The organism is Polaribacter haliotis (assembly GCF_014784055.1).
In the GTDB taxonomy this organism is placed as follows: domain Bacteria; phylum Bacteroidota; class Bacteroidia; order Flavobacteriales; family Flavobacteriaceae; genus Polaribacter; species Polaribacter haliotis.
In genome coordinates this window covers 1,248,118-1,266,645 of the sequence record NZ_CP061813.1, presented here as the reverse complement: position 1 = coordinate 1,266,645, position 18,528 = coordinate 1,248,118, and the positions used below count along the sequence as shown (strand labels likewise).

Below are 18,528 nucleotides of genomic sequence, written 5' to 3'. Positions count from 1 at the left end.
TAATTATCAAAAAATGATAAATAAAAGTATAAAATTTTTAATAGAAAATAAACTAGTAGCAGTTCTATTACTTTTCCTATTTATAGGATGGGGAACTGTAAATGCGCCTTTTAATTGGGAGACCGGAATTTTACCAAGTGATCCTGTTGCTGTTGATGCAATTCCCGATATTGGCGAAAATCAACAAATAGTATTTACCAAATGGGATGGTCGTTCACCTCAAGATATTGAAGACCAAATTACCTATCCCTTAACAACTTCTTTATTGGGTATTCCAGGAGTAAAAACAATACGTAGCTCTTCTATGTTTGGCTTCTCTAGTATCTACATCATTTTTGAAGAAGATATTGAGTTTTACTGGAGTAGAAGCCGAATTCTAGAAAAACTAAATTCATTACCTAGCGGATTATTACCCGAAGGTGTAAACCCTGCTTTGGGTCCAGATGCAACAGGTTTAGGTCAAATATTTTGGTACACCTTGGAGGGTCGTGATGAAAAAGGAAATGTTACTGGTGGTTGGGATTTACAAGAGTTACGTAGTATTCAAGACTACTATGTAAAATATGCTTTATCATCTGCAAGTGGAGTTTCTGAAGTAGCTTCTATTGGTGGGTATGTAAAGGAGTATCAAGTGGATGTCAATCCAGAATTAATGAGACAGTATAATATTACTTTAAGTCAAGTGGTAAAAGCTGTAAAACAAAGTAATAAGGATATAGGTGCTCAAACTTTAGAAATCAATCAAGCTGAATATTTAGTTCGTGGTTTAGGCTATGTCAAATCAATCTCAGATATTGAAAATGCAGTAGTAACTTCCGAAAACTTTACAGCTATAAAAATTAAAGATATAGGAAAAGTTTCTTTAGGTCCAGCAACTCGGAGAGGATTATTAGACAAGGAAGGTGCTGAGGTTGTTGGTGCTGTTGTAGTAGCAAGGTATGGGGCAAATCCTATGGAAGTTATTAATAACGTTAAAGAAAAAATTAACGAATTAAGTGCAGGTTTACCCTCCAAAGTTTTAGCAGATGGTAGAACCTCACAAGTAACTATTGTTCCATTTTATGATAGAACAGAACTTATCCAAGAAACCTTAGGAACGTTAAACGAAGCTTTAACATTAGAAATTCTAATAACAATTTTGGTGATTATGATTATGGTTTTTAATCTTCGAGCTTCAATTCTAATATCTGGCCTACTTCCTGTTGCTGTGTTAATGGTATTTATTGCGATGAAACTTTTTAATGTAGATGCAAATATTGTAGCACTTTCAGGTATTGCAATTGCTATTGGAACGATGGTTGATGTCGGCGTCATACTTTCAGAAAATATTATTCGTCACCTAGATGAAGATGATGGCACACTACCCATAAATACAGTTGTTTATAATGCAACCGCAGAAGTTTCTGGTGCAATTATTACTGCAGTAATGACAACCATTATCAGTTTTATTCCTGTATTTACAATGATTGGATCAGAAGGTAAATTATTTAGACCCTTAGCTTTCACAAAAACCTTTGCTTTAACGGCTTCAATAATTGTTGCCCTATTTTTAATTCCACCTTTTGCAGCATTTTTATTCAGAAAGAAGACTCTAAAAAAGAGTTTTAATTATGTAGTAAATAGCGCCCTAATTATTGTCGGTTTTATAGCTCTATTCTATGGATATTGGTTAGGTGTAATTTTAATAAGTTTTGGAGTTACTGGAGTATTAAAACTTCAAGAAAAAATAAATGAGAAGAATGCTAACCTTGCAAACATCATTATTTCTGTTTCAGCAATTGTAATTCTATTAGCTGAATATTGGAGACCATTAGGAGTTGATAAAAGTATCTTTTGGAACCTCATTTTTGTAAGTATTATTTGTTTTGGTTTACTAGGTCTTTTCTCATTATTCATAAAGTTTTATACCCGTATTTTAAAGTGGTGTTTAGATCATAAATTATTATTCTTATCTGTTCCTACTGCTATCGTAATTGCAGGTGTTTTCATTATGAAAAATACAGGTAAAGAATTTATGCCATCATTAAATGAAGGTTCATTTCTTTTAATGCCAACTTCAATGCCTCATTCTGGTGTTGAAGAGAATAAAAGAGTATTGCAACAATTAGATATGGCTGTTGCAACTATTCCAGAAATAAAAACCGTTGTTGGTAAATCGGGTAGAACAGAATCTGCTTTAGACCCTGCTCCATTATCAATGTATGAAAACGTTATTCAATACAAATCAGAATACGCATTGAATGAGAACGGAAAAAGACAACGATATAAAGTAAATGAAGAAGGTTTATTCGCTTTAAAAAATGGTCAATTCATAGCAAACCCAAACAATTCTGAGAATACTACTTTCAGTAGTATTAAAAGCTCTCAATTAGTTGAAGATAATGATGGGGAATTTTATAGAAACTGGCGTCCAAAAATTGAATCACCTGATGATATTTGGAAAGAAATTGTTAGAGTAACAAAACTTCCTGGTGTTACTTCTGCTCCAAAATTACAACCTATTGAAACACGTTTGGTAATGTTACAAACTGGTATGCGTGCACCAATGGGGATAAAAGTAAAAGGGCAAGATTTAAAACAAATTGAAGATTTTGGCATTCAATTGGAAGATATTTTAAAGCAAGCTGAAGGTGTTAAACAAGAAGCCGTTTTTGCAGATCGTATTGTTGGTAAACCTTATTTATTGATTGATATAGATAGAGAGAAAATAGCACGTTATGGTATTACTATTGAAGAAGTCCAAAACGTTCTTAAAGTAGCTGTTGGTGGTATGGTATTAACCCAAACTGTTGAAGGTAGAGAACGTTATGGTATTCGTGTTCGATATCCTAGAGAATTACGTGGCAATCCGGAAGATTTAAAACAAATTTACATACCTGTTGCAAAAGGAAGTTCTATTCCATTAAGTGAAGTTGCTACTATTAGATATGAACAAGGACCACAAGTAATTAAAAGTGAAGATACTTTTTTGGTAGGTTATGTTTTATTTGACAAGTTAGATGGTTTTGCAGAGGTAAACGTAGTAGAAAATGCACAAGCACTAATTCAAGAAAAAATAGATAATGGTGAGCTAATTGTACCAAAAGGTATTAACTACAAATTCACAGGAACCTATGAAAATCAATTAAGAGCAGAAGAAACATTGTCTGTAGTTGTTCCTCTTGCGTTAGCAATTATATTTCTGATTTTGTATTTCCAGTTTCGTTCAGTAGGAACATCTTTAATGGTTTTTACAGGTATTGCAGTTGCTTTTGCAGGTGGTTTTATAATGATATGGCTATATGGTCAAGGTTGGTTTTTAAACTTTAATTTTTTTGGTGAGAATCTACGAGAACTATTCCAAATGCACCCAATTAATTTGAGTGTAGCCGTTTGGGTAGGTTTTATAGCCCTGTTTGGTATTGCTACGGATGATGGTGTTGTAATGGCAACATACCTAACTCAAATTTTTGATAGAGATACACCTAAAAACAAAAAAGAAATTAGAGCATCTATTGTAGAAGCTGGAGAAAAAAGAATCAGACCTTGTTTGATGACTACAGCTACAACAATCTTAGCATTATTACCCGTTTTAACCTCAACAGGTCGTGGTAGTGATATTATGATTCCTATGGCTATTCCAAGTTTTGGAGGAATGTTAATTGCTCTAATTACCTTATTTGTTGTTCCTGTACTATACAGCTGGAAAGCTGAAATTCAACTTAAAAAATCAGCAAAATGAAACATATAAAAATTTTAATATTCGTTCTATTTGTTTCTGTGTCTGTAAAAGCACAACAGTTAGAAAGCCTTATAGAAGTAGCATTGGCCAATAATCCAGAAATTCAAAAATTTGAATTGAGGTATAAAATTGCTTCAGAAAAAATAAATGAAGTGAATACAATTCCGAATACTGAATTTGGTGTAGGTTATTTTGTGAGTGAACCAGAAACAAGAACAGGTGCTCAACGCTTTAAGGTATCTGCAAAGCAAATGATACCTTGGTTTAACACGATTGCTGCTCGTGAGAATTATGTAGGTTCATTAGCCAAAGCAAAGTATGAAGATATTGTAATTGCAAAGCGCAAATTAATGACTTCTGTATCACAATCGTATTACAATTTGTATGCTAACAAAGCGAAACAAAAAGTATTGATAGAAAATATAGAATTATTAAAAACCTACGAAACATTAGCTTTAACATCGGTTGAAGTTGGTAATGCTTCTGTAGTTGATGTTTTAAGATTACAAATGCGTCAAAACGAATTGCAGCAATTACTAGATGTTTTGATTCAACAATTTATTGCAGAACAGACTGTTTTTAACAAACTCTTAAATCGTGAGAAAGCAGTAAAAGTTACTGTTATTAATGAGTTAATAATTCCTTCAGAATCTTTTGAGGATAATTCGAAAGTTTTGGAGTTACATCCAGAGTTATTAAAATTCGATAAGCTTTATTATTCTGTAGAACAATCTGAATTGTTAAACCAAAAAGAGAGCAGTCCAATGATTGGTTTTGGATTAGATTATATAAATGTAGAAAAACGCCCAAATTTAGATTTTGGCGACAATGGTAAGGATATTATAATGCCAATGGTGTCTATATCAATTCCAATATTCAACAACAAATACAAATCGAAAACAAAACAAAATCTATTACAACAGGAAGAGATATTATCACAAAAGCAAGAACGTCTTAATAAACTTATAACTCGTTTAGATAAAGCTGTTAATAATAGAGTTTCAGCTCGTATTAGTTACAAAACACAATCAAAAAATTTAAAACAAGCAAAAAATGCTCAGGACATTCTAATGAAGAGCTACGAAACAGGAAAAATAGATTTCAATGATGTTTTAGACATTCAGGAATTGCAATTAAAGTTTCAACTAAATCAAGTAGAGTCTATTAGAAAGTATTACATACAATCGACAATTATTAATTATTTAACAAATTAAGATGATGCAAACATTAAATATAAAAAATATGGTTTGTAATCGTTGTAAAACAGTTGTTAGACAAACACTTAATAATGAAGGGTTTCAGGTTATAACTTTAGAACTTGGTAAAGTGGTAGTTGAAGAAAATATAAACAACAATTTTATCAAACTTGAAGAAGCTTTAAAGAAAGAAGGTTTTGAACTTATAAAAGAAACTTCTGTAGAACTGATTGAAAAAATTAAAATTGCACTTATTAAGCATATAGATATAAATGATACAGATTATATACTTTCTGAATTAGCAAATGAATTGGGGAAAACCTATTCTTTATTGAGTAAGTCTTTTAGTAAATCTGAAGGCATAACACTTGAAAAATATTTTATAGACCTTAAAATTGAAAAAGTAAAAGAATACATACAGTTAAACCAATTGAATTTCTCTGAAATAGCATACAGTTTAAATTATAAAAATAGCAGTCATTTGGCAAAACAATTTAAAAATAGCACTGGAATTACTATGACAGCTTATAAAAAATCACAAACTTGGTATAGAAAATCTTTAGACCAAATTGTATAAACATAAACCATAATTAGAATAAAACACCTTTTTGTTCTGTAGTAACTTTGATTACTTATAAAATGAAAACTAAAATGAAAACTAAAATAATTACAATTTTTCTTATTGCTTTAACTACAGTTGTTTTTGCACAAGAGAAACGTGCAACAGAAGGTAATATAAATAACCTTCCAGTAAAAGAGCACACAATAATTTTGCGTGAAGCAACCGTAAATAAAGCCGGAAAAGATGTTATGGGTATGACTGTGAACGGAACAATTCCTGGTCCAACTTTAGAATTTACAGAAGGAGAATATGCAGTTATTTATGTAAAAAATGAAATGCGTGTAGAAACCTCTGTACATTGGCACGGACTTTTACTTCCTAATTTTTACGACGGTGTACCGTACTTAAATACACCACCTATAGAACCAGGACATACACAGAAATACGAATTTCCTATCAAACAATCAGGAACGTACTGGTATCACTCGCATACAATGTTACAAGAGCAAAGTGGTGTTTATGGTTCCATTGTTATTCAGCCCAAAGAAAAAGTCTTAGACTATGACAAAGAGTTAGTCTTGATGCTATCAGATTGGACAAATGAAAAACCAATGAGCGTGCTTCGAAATTTGAAAAGAGGAAACGAATGGTATGGTGTTAAAAAAGGAACAGCTACTCCGCTGAACAAAGTAATTGCTCGTGGTGCATTTGGTGCACAACTTAATTTTTGGAGACAACGTATGGAAGGTGCAGATATTGCAGATGTCTATTATCCAGCATTTTTAATTAATGGGGAAGAAAGCATTGAGTATCCAGAATTTAAACAGGGCGAAAAAGTAAGATTACGAATTATTGATGGTGGTGCTTCAACTTCTTTTTGGATGACTTTTGGTGGTGGAGATCCATTATTAGTTTCGGCGGATGGCCTTGATGTAGTACCTATTAAAAAGAATAAAACTTTTATAGGTATAGCAGAAGCTTATGATTTTATAGTAACTATTCCAGAAGAAGGAAAAATAGAATTCAGAATTACAGCACAAGATGGTTCTGGAACAGCATCCGCATTTTTGGGTACTGGTAAAGTTTTAAAAGCACAAGAAATTCCGAAGCCAGACAAAATTGGAATGATGATGAAAATGGCTAAAATGGATATGAAAATGGGTGCACACGCATTAAAATATCATCCAAATAAAGATGAACGATTTAAAATGAAAGATGAATATGGGATGCAGATGGATAAAATGAAAGGAATGAATATGAAGAAAGATAAGACTATGCCTGAAATGAAAATGGAGATGCCTAAAGATACTATGCCAATGGATCACTCTAAAATGGAAGGGATGAAGATGGATCATTCAAAGATGTCTGGGATGGAAATGAACAAACCAAAAGATACTATAGCAATGAGTAAAATGAACCATTCTAATATGAGAGGAATGGGTATGAAAAAAGAGAATACTATGCCAGCAATGAAAATGGAAGGAATGGATTTATTTGCTGAATATAATTACGATTATTTGAAGTCGCCAGAGAAAACCAACTACGATAAAAATGTTCCTGTAAAAGAAGTTCTATTGAACCTTACAGGAAATATGAATCGTTATATCTGGAGTATGAATGGTGTTCCGTTATCTGAAGCTGATAATATCAAAATAAATAATAAAGAGGTAACAAGAATTACGTTGAATAACCTTACAATGATGCACCATCCAATGCATTTACACGGTCACTTTTTTAGAGTATTAAATGAAAATGGAGACTATTCACCATTAAAGCATACAGTAAATGTGCCACCAATGCAAAAAGTAACTTTAGAGTTTTATGGAAATAATGGAGATGAAGCTGGCGACTGGTTTTTCCACTGCCATATTCTTTACCATATGATGGGTGGTATGGCAAGAGTAATGTCTTATGACACGCCAAGAGACCCACGAATGGATGAATTTCCAGCTTCAAAAATTATCGCAGAAACAGATAAATGGTATTCTTGGGGATTGGCAGATATTGCTTCAAATAACACAGCAATTAACTTAACAACATCTAATTTAAGAAATCAATTTAATGCATCTTTCGAATACGGATGGAACAAAAATTTGGAAGGAGAATTTACTTATGTACGCTATCTACACGATTATTTAAGAGTATTTGGTGGGGTAAATATAGAAAATGAAACACGTGGTAGTTTAGATAAATTAAATACTACAGCAGTTGTTGGTCTTCGTTATTTAACACCTTACTTATTCAATTTAGATGTTAGAGTAGATAATAAATTAAGACCAAGAATTGGATTAGGAAGAAGTATAATGATATTCCCTAAACTATCTGTTTTCGGTTATTATGAATATCAAATAGATTTAGGCTTTGTGGACACTTTACCAATGAATAAAGACTTTACTTCAGAAACAGTTTGGAGCGCAGGAGCAGAATATATGCTATCAAGAAATTTCTCTTTAATGGCGAGTTACGACAATCGTTTTGGCGGTGGAGGTGGATTGTCAGTAAGATTTTAAGAATGAATAGTAGTAAATCAAATATAAAATTAAAAACAAATAAAATGAAAACAGTAAAAACAACAACAGCAATTTTAGCACTTGTATTAATAACATTTACAGCAATTTCTTGTAAAAACAACAAGAAAGAACAAAGTAAAAATGAAGTAAATCATTCAGAAATGAATCACAATGCTAATGATGGTCATCATAGTAAGGATAAAAAAGAAACCGTAATTTCAGTGAATCAAAAAGAAAACATCGAATCCGAAGCAATTTTAACCGCTTATTTCAATTTAAAAGATGCTTTAGTTGCAGATGATGAATCAAAAGCAAAAGAATTGGGTGCTTCATTAGAAAAAAGTTTAAGCAATTTTGATGTTTCTAAATATACGGATGCTCAAAAATTAGAATTAAAAGATATTATTATTGATGCTAAAGAACACGCAGAGCATATTTCAAAAAGCCCAATAGCACATCAAAGAGAACACTTTAAGGTTTTAAGTAAAGACATTATAGATATGGTTGCTATAACTGGTGCTTCTAATAAATTATATGAGCAATATTGCCCAATGTATGACAAAGGAAGTGCTTGGTTAAGTATGAATAAAGAAGTACGTAACCCTTATTATGGTAGTAAAATGCTTAAATGCGGAAAAGTGCAAAGAGAATTTAACTAGATGAGAATTCTAAAAATCATAGCAATTGTTGCATTGGTAGTTCTTCTGGGAATTCAATTTATTCCCACAGAACGCAACCAAAGTGATATTGTGCCAAAAACAGATTTTATGTTGGTTCATAATGTGCCAAAAAAAATTCAAGATAAGTTGCAAGTTTCTTGCTATGATTGCCACAGTAATAATACTGCCTATCCTTGGTATAATAAAATACAGCCAGTGGCTTGGTTTTTAGAAAATCATGTTAAAAACGGAAAAGCAGAATTGAATTTTAGTGAATGGGGTTCGTTGTCAAGCAGAAGAAAAGCCAGCAAATTACAATCAATTATTAAACAAATAGAAAGCGGAGAAATGCCATTAAATTCTTACACGTTAATTCATAAAGATGCAAAGTTCTCAAGCGAAGAAACGAATGAAATAATCAATTTTATCGCCCAATTAAAAGATAGTTTATAAAAATAAAAAATTAGTAGAAGATACTTGAACTTGAGAGAAAGTCTTATTTTTTTTGGTTGATTGGATACAGTCTAACTCTCATTTTTGGGTATTATTTTAATAAAATATTAAAATGAAAGAATGTTGTAAAAACGGTTTTCAAGACACAGAAAATAAGTCTAATATAAAAAAATGGTTCAATTATATAGTATATATAATATTATTTTTAATAGTTGGTGGTGCATTTGTACTTCAATTATTTAGTTAATAAATAAGTTAAAATGCCTAAAGAAAACACTGTAGAAAAATCTAAAAGTACAGACTTTTATAAACAACTATTTAAAAAAGTCATACTTACAACCAGTATAGTTATTGCTTCATCTTTAAGTTATACCTTATGGATTGTTGTAGATTCTGACAGTATATTTCTACCTTTTTTAATTGTTAGTTTGGCATTTTTTAAAACCATTTTTATTGTAAAGTTAACTTTTACACAATTAAGTAAAATAATAGGAGAAAGTCATCAACTGACACACATTCTTACTTTATTTGGAATCTTAATTATTTTAATTGTGCTATCATTTTCAGCAGATTACCAGGCATTATATATAGTAAATTCAGAAAATTTTAAATTCGAAACGATTCCCAATAACTCGTTTTTCTTACAATTTTTCGAGTTTTTGTATTTCAGTTTTATAACTTTTTCTTCTGTTGGTTATGGAGATATTGTACCCATTTCTATAGCAGGAAAACTAATTGTTATTTTAGAAGTTGTTTTAAGCTTTTTCGTTTTAGTTTTTGGTATTGCAAACATTAATAGAATTCACGTAAATAAATAATCCTTTTTAAAACTTAAATCATGAAAATACTTAAATTAATTACACTATTAACTGTTTTCCTTTTAACAGTTAATCTTACGAATGCACAGGACACCTCTTACACTAAAGACAAAAAAGAAGTAAAAGCTGTAATGAAAGCTTATAAAGATGCAATACAAAATTTAACAACAGAAGGTACTTTTGAACTCTTTACACCAGATGCTATCATATTTGAACAAGGAAAATTAGAAGGTACATACAAAGAATACATATCTCACCATTTGGGGCCAGAATTAGGACATTTTAAAAGTTTTATTTTTTCTGATTATGAGATTCAGACAACTGTAAATTCGCCATACGCTTATACAACTGAAAATTATATCTATACTATAGTTCTAAAAGGGAATAAAACCAAAGGCACAAAAGAAAGAACCATTAAAAGTAAGGGAGTAGCTACATCAATATTGCAAAAAATTGATGGAAAATGGAAGATAATCCATTCTCATACTTCGTTTAAAAAACTAAAAATCTAATTGATTATGAAAAACATTTTAGTTCCAACAGATTTTTCAGATAACTGTCAAAAAGCAGCACATTTAGCAATAAAAATGGCTGTTCTTTACAAGGCTGAAATTCATTTTCTACACCAACTACATACACCAGTAGATTGGGTGAAACTTAATAAAACTGATGAACATAATTACCCAGAAATACTTAAAAAAATTGGGAAAGCTAAAAATAACCTAAGAGTATTTAATAAAGAAGCAGTAGATAAGGGGTTAACCTCTAGAACTTTTTTAGAATTCATCTCAGATAACAATGCTATTGCCACACATACGCACGATTTTCAGCACGATTTTATAATAACTGGTAGTAAAGGAACAGAAAAAGGTTTTCTGAATGAAATTTTAGGTAGTAATGTCCAAAAAATTATTCGTAAAGCACACGTGCCTATTTTGATTGTGAAAGATGAACAAGTAACATTCCCTTTTAAAAATATAGTCTTTGTTTCAGACTACAACCTAGATGAGGTTAATGCTTTTGAAAGGGTTTTGAATTTAGCAAAAAAAATCAATGCTAAGCTTCATTTACTTCATATAAATACAGATTCAATTTCTAATAACGTAAATAATGGATTACAATCCATAAAGAAATTTGTTAAACAATTTCCAAAATTAGAAAATTTTGAAATGCATATTTATAATTCATCTACTGTACTAGGTGGTATTGAAAATTTTGAAGAATCAAATGATATGGATTTAATTGCAATGAATAGTCATATGAGGGATGGTGTTTTCAGTGTTTTTTCTAAAAGCATTGCAGAAAGTGTGACAAACCATTCAAAAAAACCGATAATCATAACACATCTTTAAAATGTTAAAAGAAAATACTCAAAAACTATCTTTATTAGGCTCTGTTTCGTTAGGTACAGGAGTAATGATTGGCGCTGGTATATTCGTACTAATGGGGCAAATTGCAGAATTAGTAGGTGATTTGTTTCCAATTGCATTCATTGCAGGTGCAGTTGTAGTAGGTTTTAGTTCTTATTCTTATGTTAAGTTTTCAAATGCCTATCCATCTTCTGGTGGTGTCGCAAAATTTCTAACAAAAGCGTATGGGCCTGGAACTGCTGCTGGTTCTTTCTCTCTATTAATGTATATATCAATGGTGGTTGCAGAAAGTTTAGTTGCTGGTACTTTTGGTGCTTATACTTTACGTTTATTCCCACAAGAATATACAGGGTATACATCCATATTAGGAGTAGTTCTTATTGGTACAGCTTATATCATAAATATTTCTGGTAATAAAATTATTGAAGCAACTGCTACTTTTACTGCAATTATTAAAATAGTGGGTATTGCATTATTAGCAATTTCTGGATTGATTATTTCAGGCTTACCTACAATAACAGGAAATTATTTACCAACCAATAGTCAACCTTTACCTGAAGGATTTGGGTTTGTAGCTGCATTGGCACTATCAATTCTTGCTTTTAAAGGATTTACTACGATTACAAATCAAGGAGGAGATATTAAAAACCCACACAAAAATGTTGGTCGCTCTATAATTATTTCAATTGCAGTTTGTACAATTATCTATGTTATTTTAGCATTATCAGTTGCAGGTGCATTAAGTATTGATGAAATTATTATAGCAAAAGATTATGCATTGGCAGCGGCTGCAAAACCAATATTTGGCGAATGGGGTTCTATTTTAACTATTTTTCTTGCAATTATTGCTACAGTTTCTGGAGTAATTGCTAGCGTTTATTCTGCTTCAAGAATGTTAGGAATGTTAAGTAAAATGAAACAAATACATAACCTAAATAGAATTAAAAATCTCAAAAACCCTGCGCTAATTTTTACGGTTTCTTTGGCAATACTTTTAACAATTCTATTCGACTTAACTCGAATAGCTTCTATTGGTGCTATCTTTTATCTAATAATGGATATTGCAATTCATTGGGGGCTTTTCAGGTACCTTAAAAAAGAAGTGAAATTTAATCCAATTATTCCAATAATAGCAATATTTATGGATATCGTTATTTTATCAGCATTCATTTATTTAAAATATGTAAACGATCCTTTTGTACTCATAGTAGCGGGTATAGGATTTGTTCTTGTTTTTCTTTTTCAATTTATTTTTATGAAATCTCATACAGATAAAAATGGGAATATGCATATGGAAATGAAAATGGGTGATGAAGAAATGATGAAAATGTAAAACTTTAAAAATTATGAAACATACATATAATATACAAGGAATGACTTGCAATGGTTGTAAAACCAATGTAGAGAATGCTTTAAGTAATCTAAAGGAGATTACAAAAGTAGAAGCATTTTTAAAAGAAAAAACAGTTGCTATAGAAATGTCTTCACATATTTCTTTAGAAAAATTACAAGAAACTTTATTGAATGCTGGGTTACATTATACAATTGAAATGCCTGGTCATAAAAAGCATAAAGAAGTAAAAATTATTGAAGAAGGTAATGGTATTTTTTATTGTCCAATGCATTGTGAAGATGATAAAACATATAATTCTCAAGTAGGTTGCCCTGTTTGTGGAATGGATTTAGTTGAACAACCAAAACTACAAGTAACAACTAAATATACGTGTCCTATGCATCCTGAAATTATAAAGGATAAACAAGGAAACTGTCCTATTTGTGGAATGGATTTAGTCGCAATAGAACCTTCAGAAAACGAAAAAGATAAAACCTACCAAAATTTGCTTAAAAAAATGAAAATTTCTGTACTATTTACTGTGCCTATTTTCATAATTGCAATGGCAGATTTAATTCCAGGAAACCCATTAACAAAAATGTTTTCTCAATTTACTTGGAATTGGATACAGTTAATTCTATCCCTACCTGTAGTATGTTATACTTGTTGGATGTTTTTCGAACGTGCCTATAAAAGTATAAAAACTTGGAATCTTAATATGTTCACACTAATTGGTATAGGTACAGGGGTTGCTTGGTTATTCAGTTTAGTCGCAATGTTTTTTCCAGATGTATTTCCAGATCAATTTAAAACGGAAAGTGGTACAGTATTCGTCTATTTTGAAGCTACAACAGTAATTCTTACACTTGTTTTATTAGGTCAATTGTTAGAAGCGAAAGCACATAGTCAAACAAATGGTGCAATTAAAGAACTATTAAAATTAGCACCAACAGAAGCAACTTTAGTTACAGAATCAGGTGACGAGATTATTTCAATTCATAATATTAAAAAAGGAGATTTCCTTCGTGTTAAACCAGGAGATAAAATTCCTGTTGATGGAAAAATTACAGAAGGTCATAGTAATATAGATGAATCTATGATAACTGGAGAGCCTATTCCTGTGGATAAAAAGATAGATGATGCTGTTAGTTCTGGTACAATTAACGGTACAAAATCTTTTGTGATGATTGCAGAAAAAGTAGGGTCAGAAACCTTGTTATCTCAAATTATCCATATGGTTAACAATGCAAGTCGTTCAAGAGCTCCTATACAAAAATTAGCAGATAAAATATCTAAATATTTTGTGCCAGTAGTTATTCTTGTTGCCACTATTACTTTTATCATTTGGCGTTATTTTGGACCAGAACCAGCAATGGTTTTTGCTTTTGTAAATTCTATTGCAGTATTAATTATTGCGTGTCCTTGTGCTTTAGGTTTAGCAACACCAATGTCAGTAATGGTAGGTGTGGGTAAAGGTGCTCAAAATGGTGTTTTAATCAAAAATGCTGAAGCTTTAGAAAACTTAAATAAAGTAGATGTACTAATCACTGATAAAACAGGAACAATAACAGAAGGTAAACCATCTGTAGAAAAAGTAATAAATACAGCTGGCACATTTGATGAAAACTTATTACAAGGTATTGCTTCCTTAAACCAATACAGTGAACACCCTTTGGCTGAAGCTATTGTAAATTTTGCAAAATCAAAAAATATAAAACTTCTAGAATCAAAAGATTTTGAAGCTGTTATGGGCAAAGGTGTTATTGGTACGGTTAGAAATAAGAAAATTGCGCTTGGTAATAAAAAATTAATGGAGTTAGTAAAAGCAAAAATTACTTCTGAATTTGATACTAAAATTATTACAGAACAAGAACAAGGTAAAACAGTTTCTTACATAGCTATTAATCAAATTGTGGTAGGTTATGTTACCATAACTGATGCTATAAAAGCTACCAGTAAACAAGCAATAAGCTTATTACAAAAACAAGGCATAGAAGTAATTATGTTAACTGGCGATAATAAGCGAACTGCAAAATATGTTGCAGACCAATTAAATTTAGCTAGTTTTCAAGCAGAATGCTTGCCCGAAGATAAATTAAATGTCATTAAAGAATTACAATCTCAAGGAAAAATAGTTGCAATGGCAGGTGATGGTATTAATGACGCTCCTGCATTAGCACAAGCTAATATAGGTATTGCAATGGGAACAGGTACTGATGTAGCTATAGAAAGTAGTGAAGTAACATTAGTTAAAGGCGATTTACTCGGTATTGTCAAAGCAATAAACCTAGGTAAAGGAGTAATGAAAAATATCAAACAAAATCTGTTTTTTGCTTTCATTTACAACATTCTGGGTGTTCCAGTAGCTGCAGGTTTATTATTTCCATTTTTCGGAATTTTACTATCTCCAATGATTGCTGCTGCAGCTATGAGTTTTAGTTCAGTTTCTGTAATTGTAAACTCTTTAAGGTTAAGAAATATTAAATTATAACAATGGTAAACAGACGAGCAGCATTAAAAATTAGAAAGACACATCGTTACTTAGGTTTGTTTTTAGGAGTTCAATTTTTATTTTGGACAATTAGTGGTTTATATTTTAGTTGGTCAGATATTGATGAAATTCACGGAGATCAATTCAAAAATTTAAAATATCAACCACAGGCATTTAACAATCTTATTAGTCCATCAGATTTAAAAATTCAAAATGGTATCAATTCTATAGAGTTGAGAGACATTAATAATTCCCCATTTTATTGGATTAACAAAGAACAATTATACAATGCTATTGATGGTAGTTTAAAAGCTGAAATCACTAAAGAAGAAGCCCTTTATGTAGCTAAAAACTATATGAAAAAGGGTTTAGAAGTAGTTGACATCAATTTAATTGATAAAACAGGAAAACATCACGAATACAGAGAAAAACTACTACCTGCTTATGTAATTACCTACGCAAATGATGAGAACATAAAAGCCTATGTATCCATAAAAGATGGAAAATTTCAAACTGTTAGACATCAAAGTTGGAGATGGTTTGATTTTTTATGGATGACTCACACAATGGATTATGAAGGTAGAGATAATTTTAATACTATCGTTTTAAGAGCCTTTTCACTTTTAGGATTAATCACAGTTTTAAGTGGGTTTTTATTATGGTTTACTTCATCCCCTACAATTAGAAAAAAATTAAAAAAACAATCAATTTAGAAATGAAAAAATACGCAATTTATATCGGAATATTAGCTATTGGTCTAGTATTAGGGTGGATACTTTTTGGTAATTCATCAACTCAAGAACCTCAACACAATCATAATGAAACAACAAATACAAACCAAAAATGGACGTGTTCTATGCATCCTCAAATTATGAAATCAGAACCTGGAGATTGCCCAATTTGTGGTATGGATTTAATTCCAGCTGCAAGTAATTCAGATGGTTTATTGGCAGATCAATTTATGTTATCAAATAATGCAATGGCACTGGCAAACATTCAAACTTCAATAGTAGACAAAGGCAATCAGCAAGACAATTTTATAAAACTGTCAGGAAAAATTGTAGAAAATGAAGAATCAAATGCAGTTCAAGTTAGTTATTTCTCTGGAAGGATAGAGAAATTAAATGTCAGTTTTACTGGTGAAAAAATTAATAAAGGACAACTTTTGGCAACTATCTATTCTCCAGAGTTATATGCCGCTCAACAAGAACTAATTACTGCAGCTAATTTAAAAGAATCACAACCTACTCTATATAAAGCTGTAAAAAGTAAATTAAAACTTTGGAAACTAAATGATATGCAAATAACCCAAATTGAAGCTTCAGGAAAAGTAATAGAGAACTTCCCTGTGTATGCAACAGTTTCTGGTACAGTTTCAGCAAAATTAGTAGAGCAAGGTGATTATATAAAACAAGGGCAACCACTTTTAAAGATTTCAAAACTAAGTACAGTTTGGGGTAATTTTGATGTGTATGAAAATCAAATAAACAACTTTAAAAAAGGGCAAGAAGTTATGGTATCAACAAATGCTTATGCTAATGAAGAGTTTAAAGGGAAAGTAGATTTTATAGACCCAATTTTAAATACCAAAACAAGAATAGTAACATTAAGAGTTGTTTTAAATAACAAGCATAATAAGTTTAAACCAGGAATGTTTGTTGAAGCTAAAATCAAAAATAGAACAGGTAACAAAAATAATACTGTAAGCATACCTTCTTCTGCTGTTTTATGGACAGGAAAAAGATCTGTTGTTTATATAAAACAAAATACAACTAAGCCAGTTTTTGAAATGCGTGAAATTACGTTAGGAAAAAAATTAGGTGATAGTTATGAAGTTTTAGAGGGCTTAAGTAATGGTGATGAAATTGTAACAAATGGTGTTTTCACTATTGATGCAGCAGCGCAATTACAAGGTAAGAAATCTATGATGAATAAAGTGGGTGGTAAAGTAATGACAGGTCACGAAGGTCATTTAGGTATGGAAACTACCAAAACCAATAAAAAAGACCACTCTAAAATGAATGAGCGTATCAAAGTTTCAAAGATTTTTCAAAATCAGTTAGAAAATGTATTTAATAGCTACATAAAATTAAAAGATGAATTGGTTAATGAGGATGCTAATAATGCAATCATAGCATCAACAGAAATATTAGAAAATATATCTAAAGTTGATATGAAACAATTAACGGATAAGAACGCTCATAATCATTGGATGTCATTAGAAAAAGAAATAAAAACTTCTGCCAACTCAATTTCAAAAAATTCTGATATCAAAATACAAAGAGAGCATTTTAAGCATCTTTCATCGCACTTAATTAGTGCAATAAAACTATTTGGAGTTAATAAAAAAGTCTTTGTAGAATTTTGCCCAATGGCAAATAACAATAAAGGGGCATATTGGTTAAGCAAACAGCAAAAAATAACAAATCCTTATTATGGTCAGGCAATGTTAAGCTGTGGAGAAGTAAAACAAATATTAGAGTAATAAAGTCAATCAATAATTAAATTTTAAAACAATGAAGAAAGTAATTTTAAGTATGGTAGTTATTATAGCAATAGTGTTTACTAGTTGTAAAAACGAAGCCAAAAAAGAATCAAATTCAGCAACTACTACAATGTCTAAAGAAATGGCAATGAAAGATATTTCTTTTGGTGTTAGAGGTAACTGTGGAATGTGTAAAAGAACAATTGAAAAAGCAGCAAATAGTGTTGAGGGTATAGCAAATGCAAATTGGGATAAAGATAAAAAGCTAATAAAAGTATCCTTTGATGAAGGAAAAACAGATGTAATGTCAATTCATAAAGCAATTGCAGCTTCTGGTTATGATACTGAAAAAGTGAATGGAGATTTAGATGCTTATGAGGGGCTACCTGGTTGTTGTAAATATGATCATTCTATGGAAATGAACCAATAAAACTGTTTAGGGAAGAAGTGTATTTTTTTTTATAAAAAAGCACTTCTTCCAAAACTATTAGTTAAGCTTTATTATTTGCACAACCATTGCATTAATTTATTTATATCTTTGCTATAATGAAATATTTAACCTTCATATTATCGCTTTATATTTTAGCTCTTAATTTAGCACCTTGCGAAGATTATGCTGCGCTTGATAATGAGGTTAAAACAGAAAATTTACAAGCAACAAACAGTGATCATCAACATCAAGATTTAGACTTATGCTCTCCTTTTTGTATTTGTCAATGTTGTCATATTAATACAATAGATTTCAAATTTGTAGATGTAAATATTATCTCATACTACATTTCTACCCAAGACTTTTTCTACCAAAATGGTACAGAAAAAGACTTTACTTCTTCAATTTTACAGCCACCAAGGGCTTAATTCAGTTTTTCAAAGGATAATTATATCCAATTTAGAACCTAAAGGTTCTTTAAATCTCGTGTAATTCTATTT

The 18,528-nt window shown here is 30.8% G+C and carries 15 protein-coding genes; all 15 read left to right on the top strand.

Annotation, left to right across the window (positions count from 1 at the left end; translation table 11 throughout):
- The first annotated feature begins 13 nt into the window (after positions 1–13).
- Positions 14–3,721: an efflux RND transporter permease subunit gene (locus H9I45_RS05255; protein ID WP_088353009.1), complete on the top strand. Its 3,708-nt coding sequence runs from the start codon at positions 14–16 to the stop codon at positions 3,719–3,721.
- Complete coding sequence (locus H9I45_RS05250) at positions 3,718–4,935, top strand: TolC family protein (protein ID WP_088353008.1); 1,218 nt, start codon at positions 3,718–3,720, stop codon at positions 4,933–4,935. Before H9I45_RS05255 ends, H9I45_RS05250 begins: the two co-directional genes overlap by 4 nt.
- Position 4,936: 1 nt before the next feature.
- Positions 4,937–5,494 (top strand): helix-turn-helix domain-containing protein, encoded by a 558-nt coding sequence (locus tag H9I45_RS05245; RefSeq protein ID WP_088353006.1) that lies wholly within the window; start codon positions 4,937–4,939, stop codon positions 5,492–5,494.
- A gap of 74 nt (positions 5,495–5,568) precedes the next feature.
- Positions 5,569–7,989: a multicopper oxidase domain-containing protein gene (locus H9I45_RS05240; protein WP_088353041.1), complete on the top strand. Its 2,421-nt coding sequence runs from the start codon at positions 5,569–5,571 to the stop codon at positions 7,987–7,989.
- A 44-nt stretch (positions 7,990–8,033) separates the two neighbouring features.
- Positions 8,034–8,648 (top strand): DUF3347 domain-containing protein, encoded by a 615-nt coding sequence (locus H9I45_RS05235; RefSeq protein WP_088353040.1) that lies wholly within the window; start codon positions 8,034–8,036, stop codon positions 8,646–8,648.
- The gene (locus tag H9I45_RS05230) at positions 8,649–9,101 is read left to right on the top strand and encodes a heme-binding domain-containing protein (protein ID WP_088353005.1); all 453 of its coding nucleotides are present in this window, start codon (positions 8,649–8,651) and stop codon (positions 9,099–9,101) included.
- Positions 9,102–9,361: 260 nt separating this feature from the next.
- On the top strand, positions 9,362–9,919 hold the full coding sequence (locus tag H9I45_RS05225) for a potassium channel family protein (protein WP_088353004.1): 558 nt from the start codon (positions 9,362–9,364) through the stop codon (positions 9,917–9,919).
- Positions 9,920–9,939: 20 nt separating this feature from the next.
- Positions 9,940–10,431 (top strand): YybH family protein, encoded by a 492-nt coding sequence (locus tag H9I45_RS05220; RefSeq protein WP_088353003.1) that lies wholly within the window; start codon positions 9,940–9,942, stop codon positions 10,429–10,431.
- A gap of 6 nt (positions 10,432–10,437) precedes the next feature.
- Positions 10,438–11,271 (top strand): universal stress protein, encoded by an 834-nt coding sequence (locus H9I45_RS05215; protein WP_088353039.1) that lies wholly within the window; start codon positions 10,438–10,440, stop codon positions 11,269–11,271.
- 1 nt (position 11,272) lies between these two features.
- Positions 11,273–12,622 (top strand): APC family permease, encoded by a 1,350-nt coding sequence (locus H9I45_RS05210; protein WP_088353002.1) that lies wholly within the window; start codon positions 11,273–11,275, stop codon positions 12,620–12,622.
- Between the two features lie 13 nt (positions 12,623–12,635).
- On the top strand, positions 12,636–15,113 hold the full coding sequence (locus H9I45_RS05205; RefSeq protein ID WP_088353001.1) for a heavy metal translocating P-type ATPase: 2,478 nt from the start codon (positions 12,636–12,638) through the stop codon (positions 15,111–15,113).
- A gap of 2 nt (positions 15,114–15,115) precedes the next feature.
- Positions 15,116–15,826 (top strand): PepSY domain-containing protein, encoded by a 711-nt coding sequence (locus H9I45_RS05200; protein ID WP_088353000.1) that lies wholly within the window; start codon positions 15,116–15,118, stop codon positions 15,824–15,826.
- A 2-nt stretch (positions 15,827–15,828) separates the two neighbouring features.
- Positions 15,829–17,598 (top strand): efflux RND transporter periplasmic adaptor subunit, encoded by a 1,770-nt coding sequence (locus H9I45_RS05195; protein WP_088352999.1) that lies wholly within the window; start codon positions 15,829–15,831, stop codon positions 17,596–17,598.
- Between the two features lie 31 nt (positions 17,599–17,629).
- Positions 17,630–18,028 (top strand): heavy-metal-associated domain-containing protein, encoded by a 399-nt coding sequence (locus H9I45_RS05190; RefSeq protein WP_088352998.1) that lies wholly within the window; start codon positions 17,630–17,632, stop codon positions 18,026–18,028.
- 116 nt (positions 18,029–18,144) lie between these two features.
- Positions 18,145–18,456: a DUF6660 family protein gene (locus H9I45_RS05185; RefSeq protein ID WP_088352997.1), complete on the top strand. Its 312-nt coding sequence runs from the start codon at positions 18,145–18,147 to the stop codon at positions 18,454–18,456.
- Positions 18,457–18,528 lie beyond the last annotated feature (72 nt).

Bases quoted from the DNA above. Each gene is read 5' to 3' on its own strand.
- H9I45_RS05255 (WP_088353009.1), top strand. From the start codon at position 14: ATGATAAATAAAAGTATAAAATTTTTAATAGAAAATAAACTAGTAGCA.
- H9I45_RS05250 (WP_088353008.1), top strand. From the start codon at position 3,718: ATGAAACATATAAAAATTTTAATATTCGTTCTATTTGTTTCTGTGTCT.
- H9I45_RS05245 (WP_088353006.1), top strand. From the start codon at position 4,937: ATGATGCAAACATTAAATATAAAAAATATGGTTTGTAATCGTTGTAAA.
- H9I45_RS05240 (WP_088353041.1), top strand. From the start codon at position 5,569: ATGAAAACTAAAATAATTACAATTTTTCTTATTGCTTTAACTACAGTT.
- H9I45_RS05235 (WP_088353040.1), top strand. From the start codon at position 8,034: ATGAAAACAGTAAAAACAACAACAGCAATTTTAGCACTTGTATTAATA.
- H9I45_RS05230 (WP_088353005.1), top strand. From the start codon at position 8,649: ATGAGAATTCTAAAAATCATAGCAATTGTTGCATTGGTAGTTCTTCTG.
- H9I45_RS05225 (WP_088353004.1), top strand. From the start codon at position 9,362: ATGCCTAAAGAAAACACTGTAGAAAAATCTAAAAGTACAGACTTTTAT.
- H9I45_RS05220 (WP_088353003.1), top strand. From the start codon at position 9,940: ATGAAAATACTTAAATTAATTACACTATTAACTGTTTTCCTTTTAACA.
- H9I45_RS05215 (WP_088353039.1), top strand. From the start codon at position 10,438: ATGAAAAACATTTTAGTTCCAACAGATTTTTCAGATAACTGTCAAAAA.
- H9I45_RS05210 (WP_088353002.1), top strand. From the start codon at position 11,273: ATGTTAAAAGAAAATACTCAAAAACTATCTTTATTAGGCTCTGTTTCG.
- H9I45_RS05205 (WP_088353001.1), top strand. From the start codon at position 12,636: ATGAAACATACATATAATATACAAGGAATGACTTGCAATGGTTGTAAA.
- H9I45_RS05200 (WP_088353000.1), top strand. From the start codon at position 15,116: ATGGTAAACAGACGAGCAGCATTAAAAATTAGAAAGACACATCGTTAC.
- H9I45_RS05195 (WP_088352999.1), top strand. From the start codon at position 15,829: ATGAAAAAATACGCAATTTATATCGGAATATTAGCTATTGGTCTAGTA.
- H9I45_RS05190 (WP_088352998.1), top strand. From the start codon at position 17,630: ATGAAGAAAGTAATTTTAAGTATGGTAGTTATTATAGCAATAGTGTTT.
- H9I45_RS05185 (WP_088352997.1), top strand. From the start codon at position 18,145: ATGAAATATTTAACCTTCATATTATCGCTTTATATTTTAGCTCTTAAT.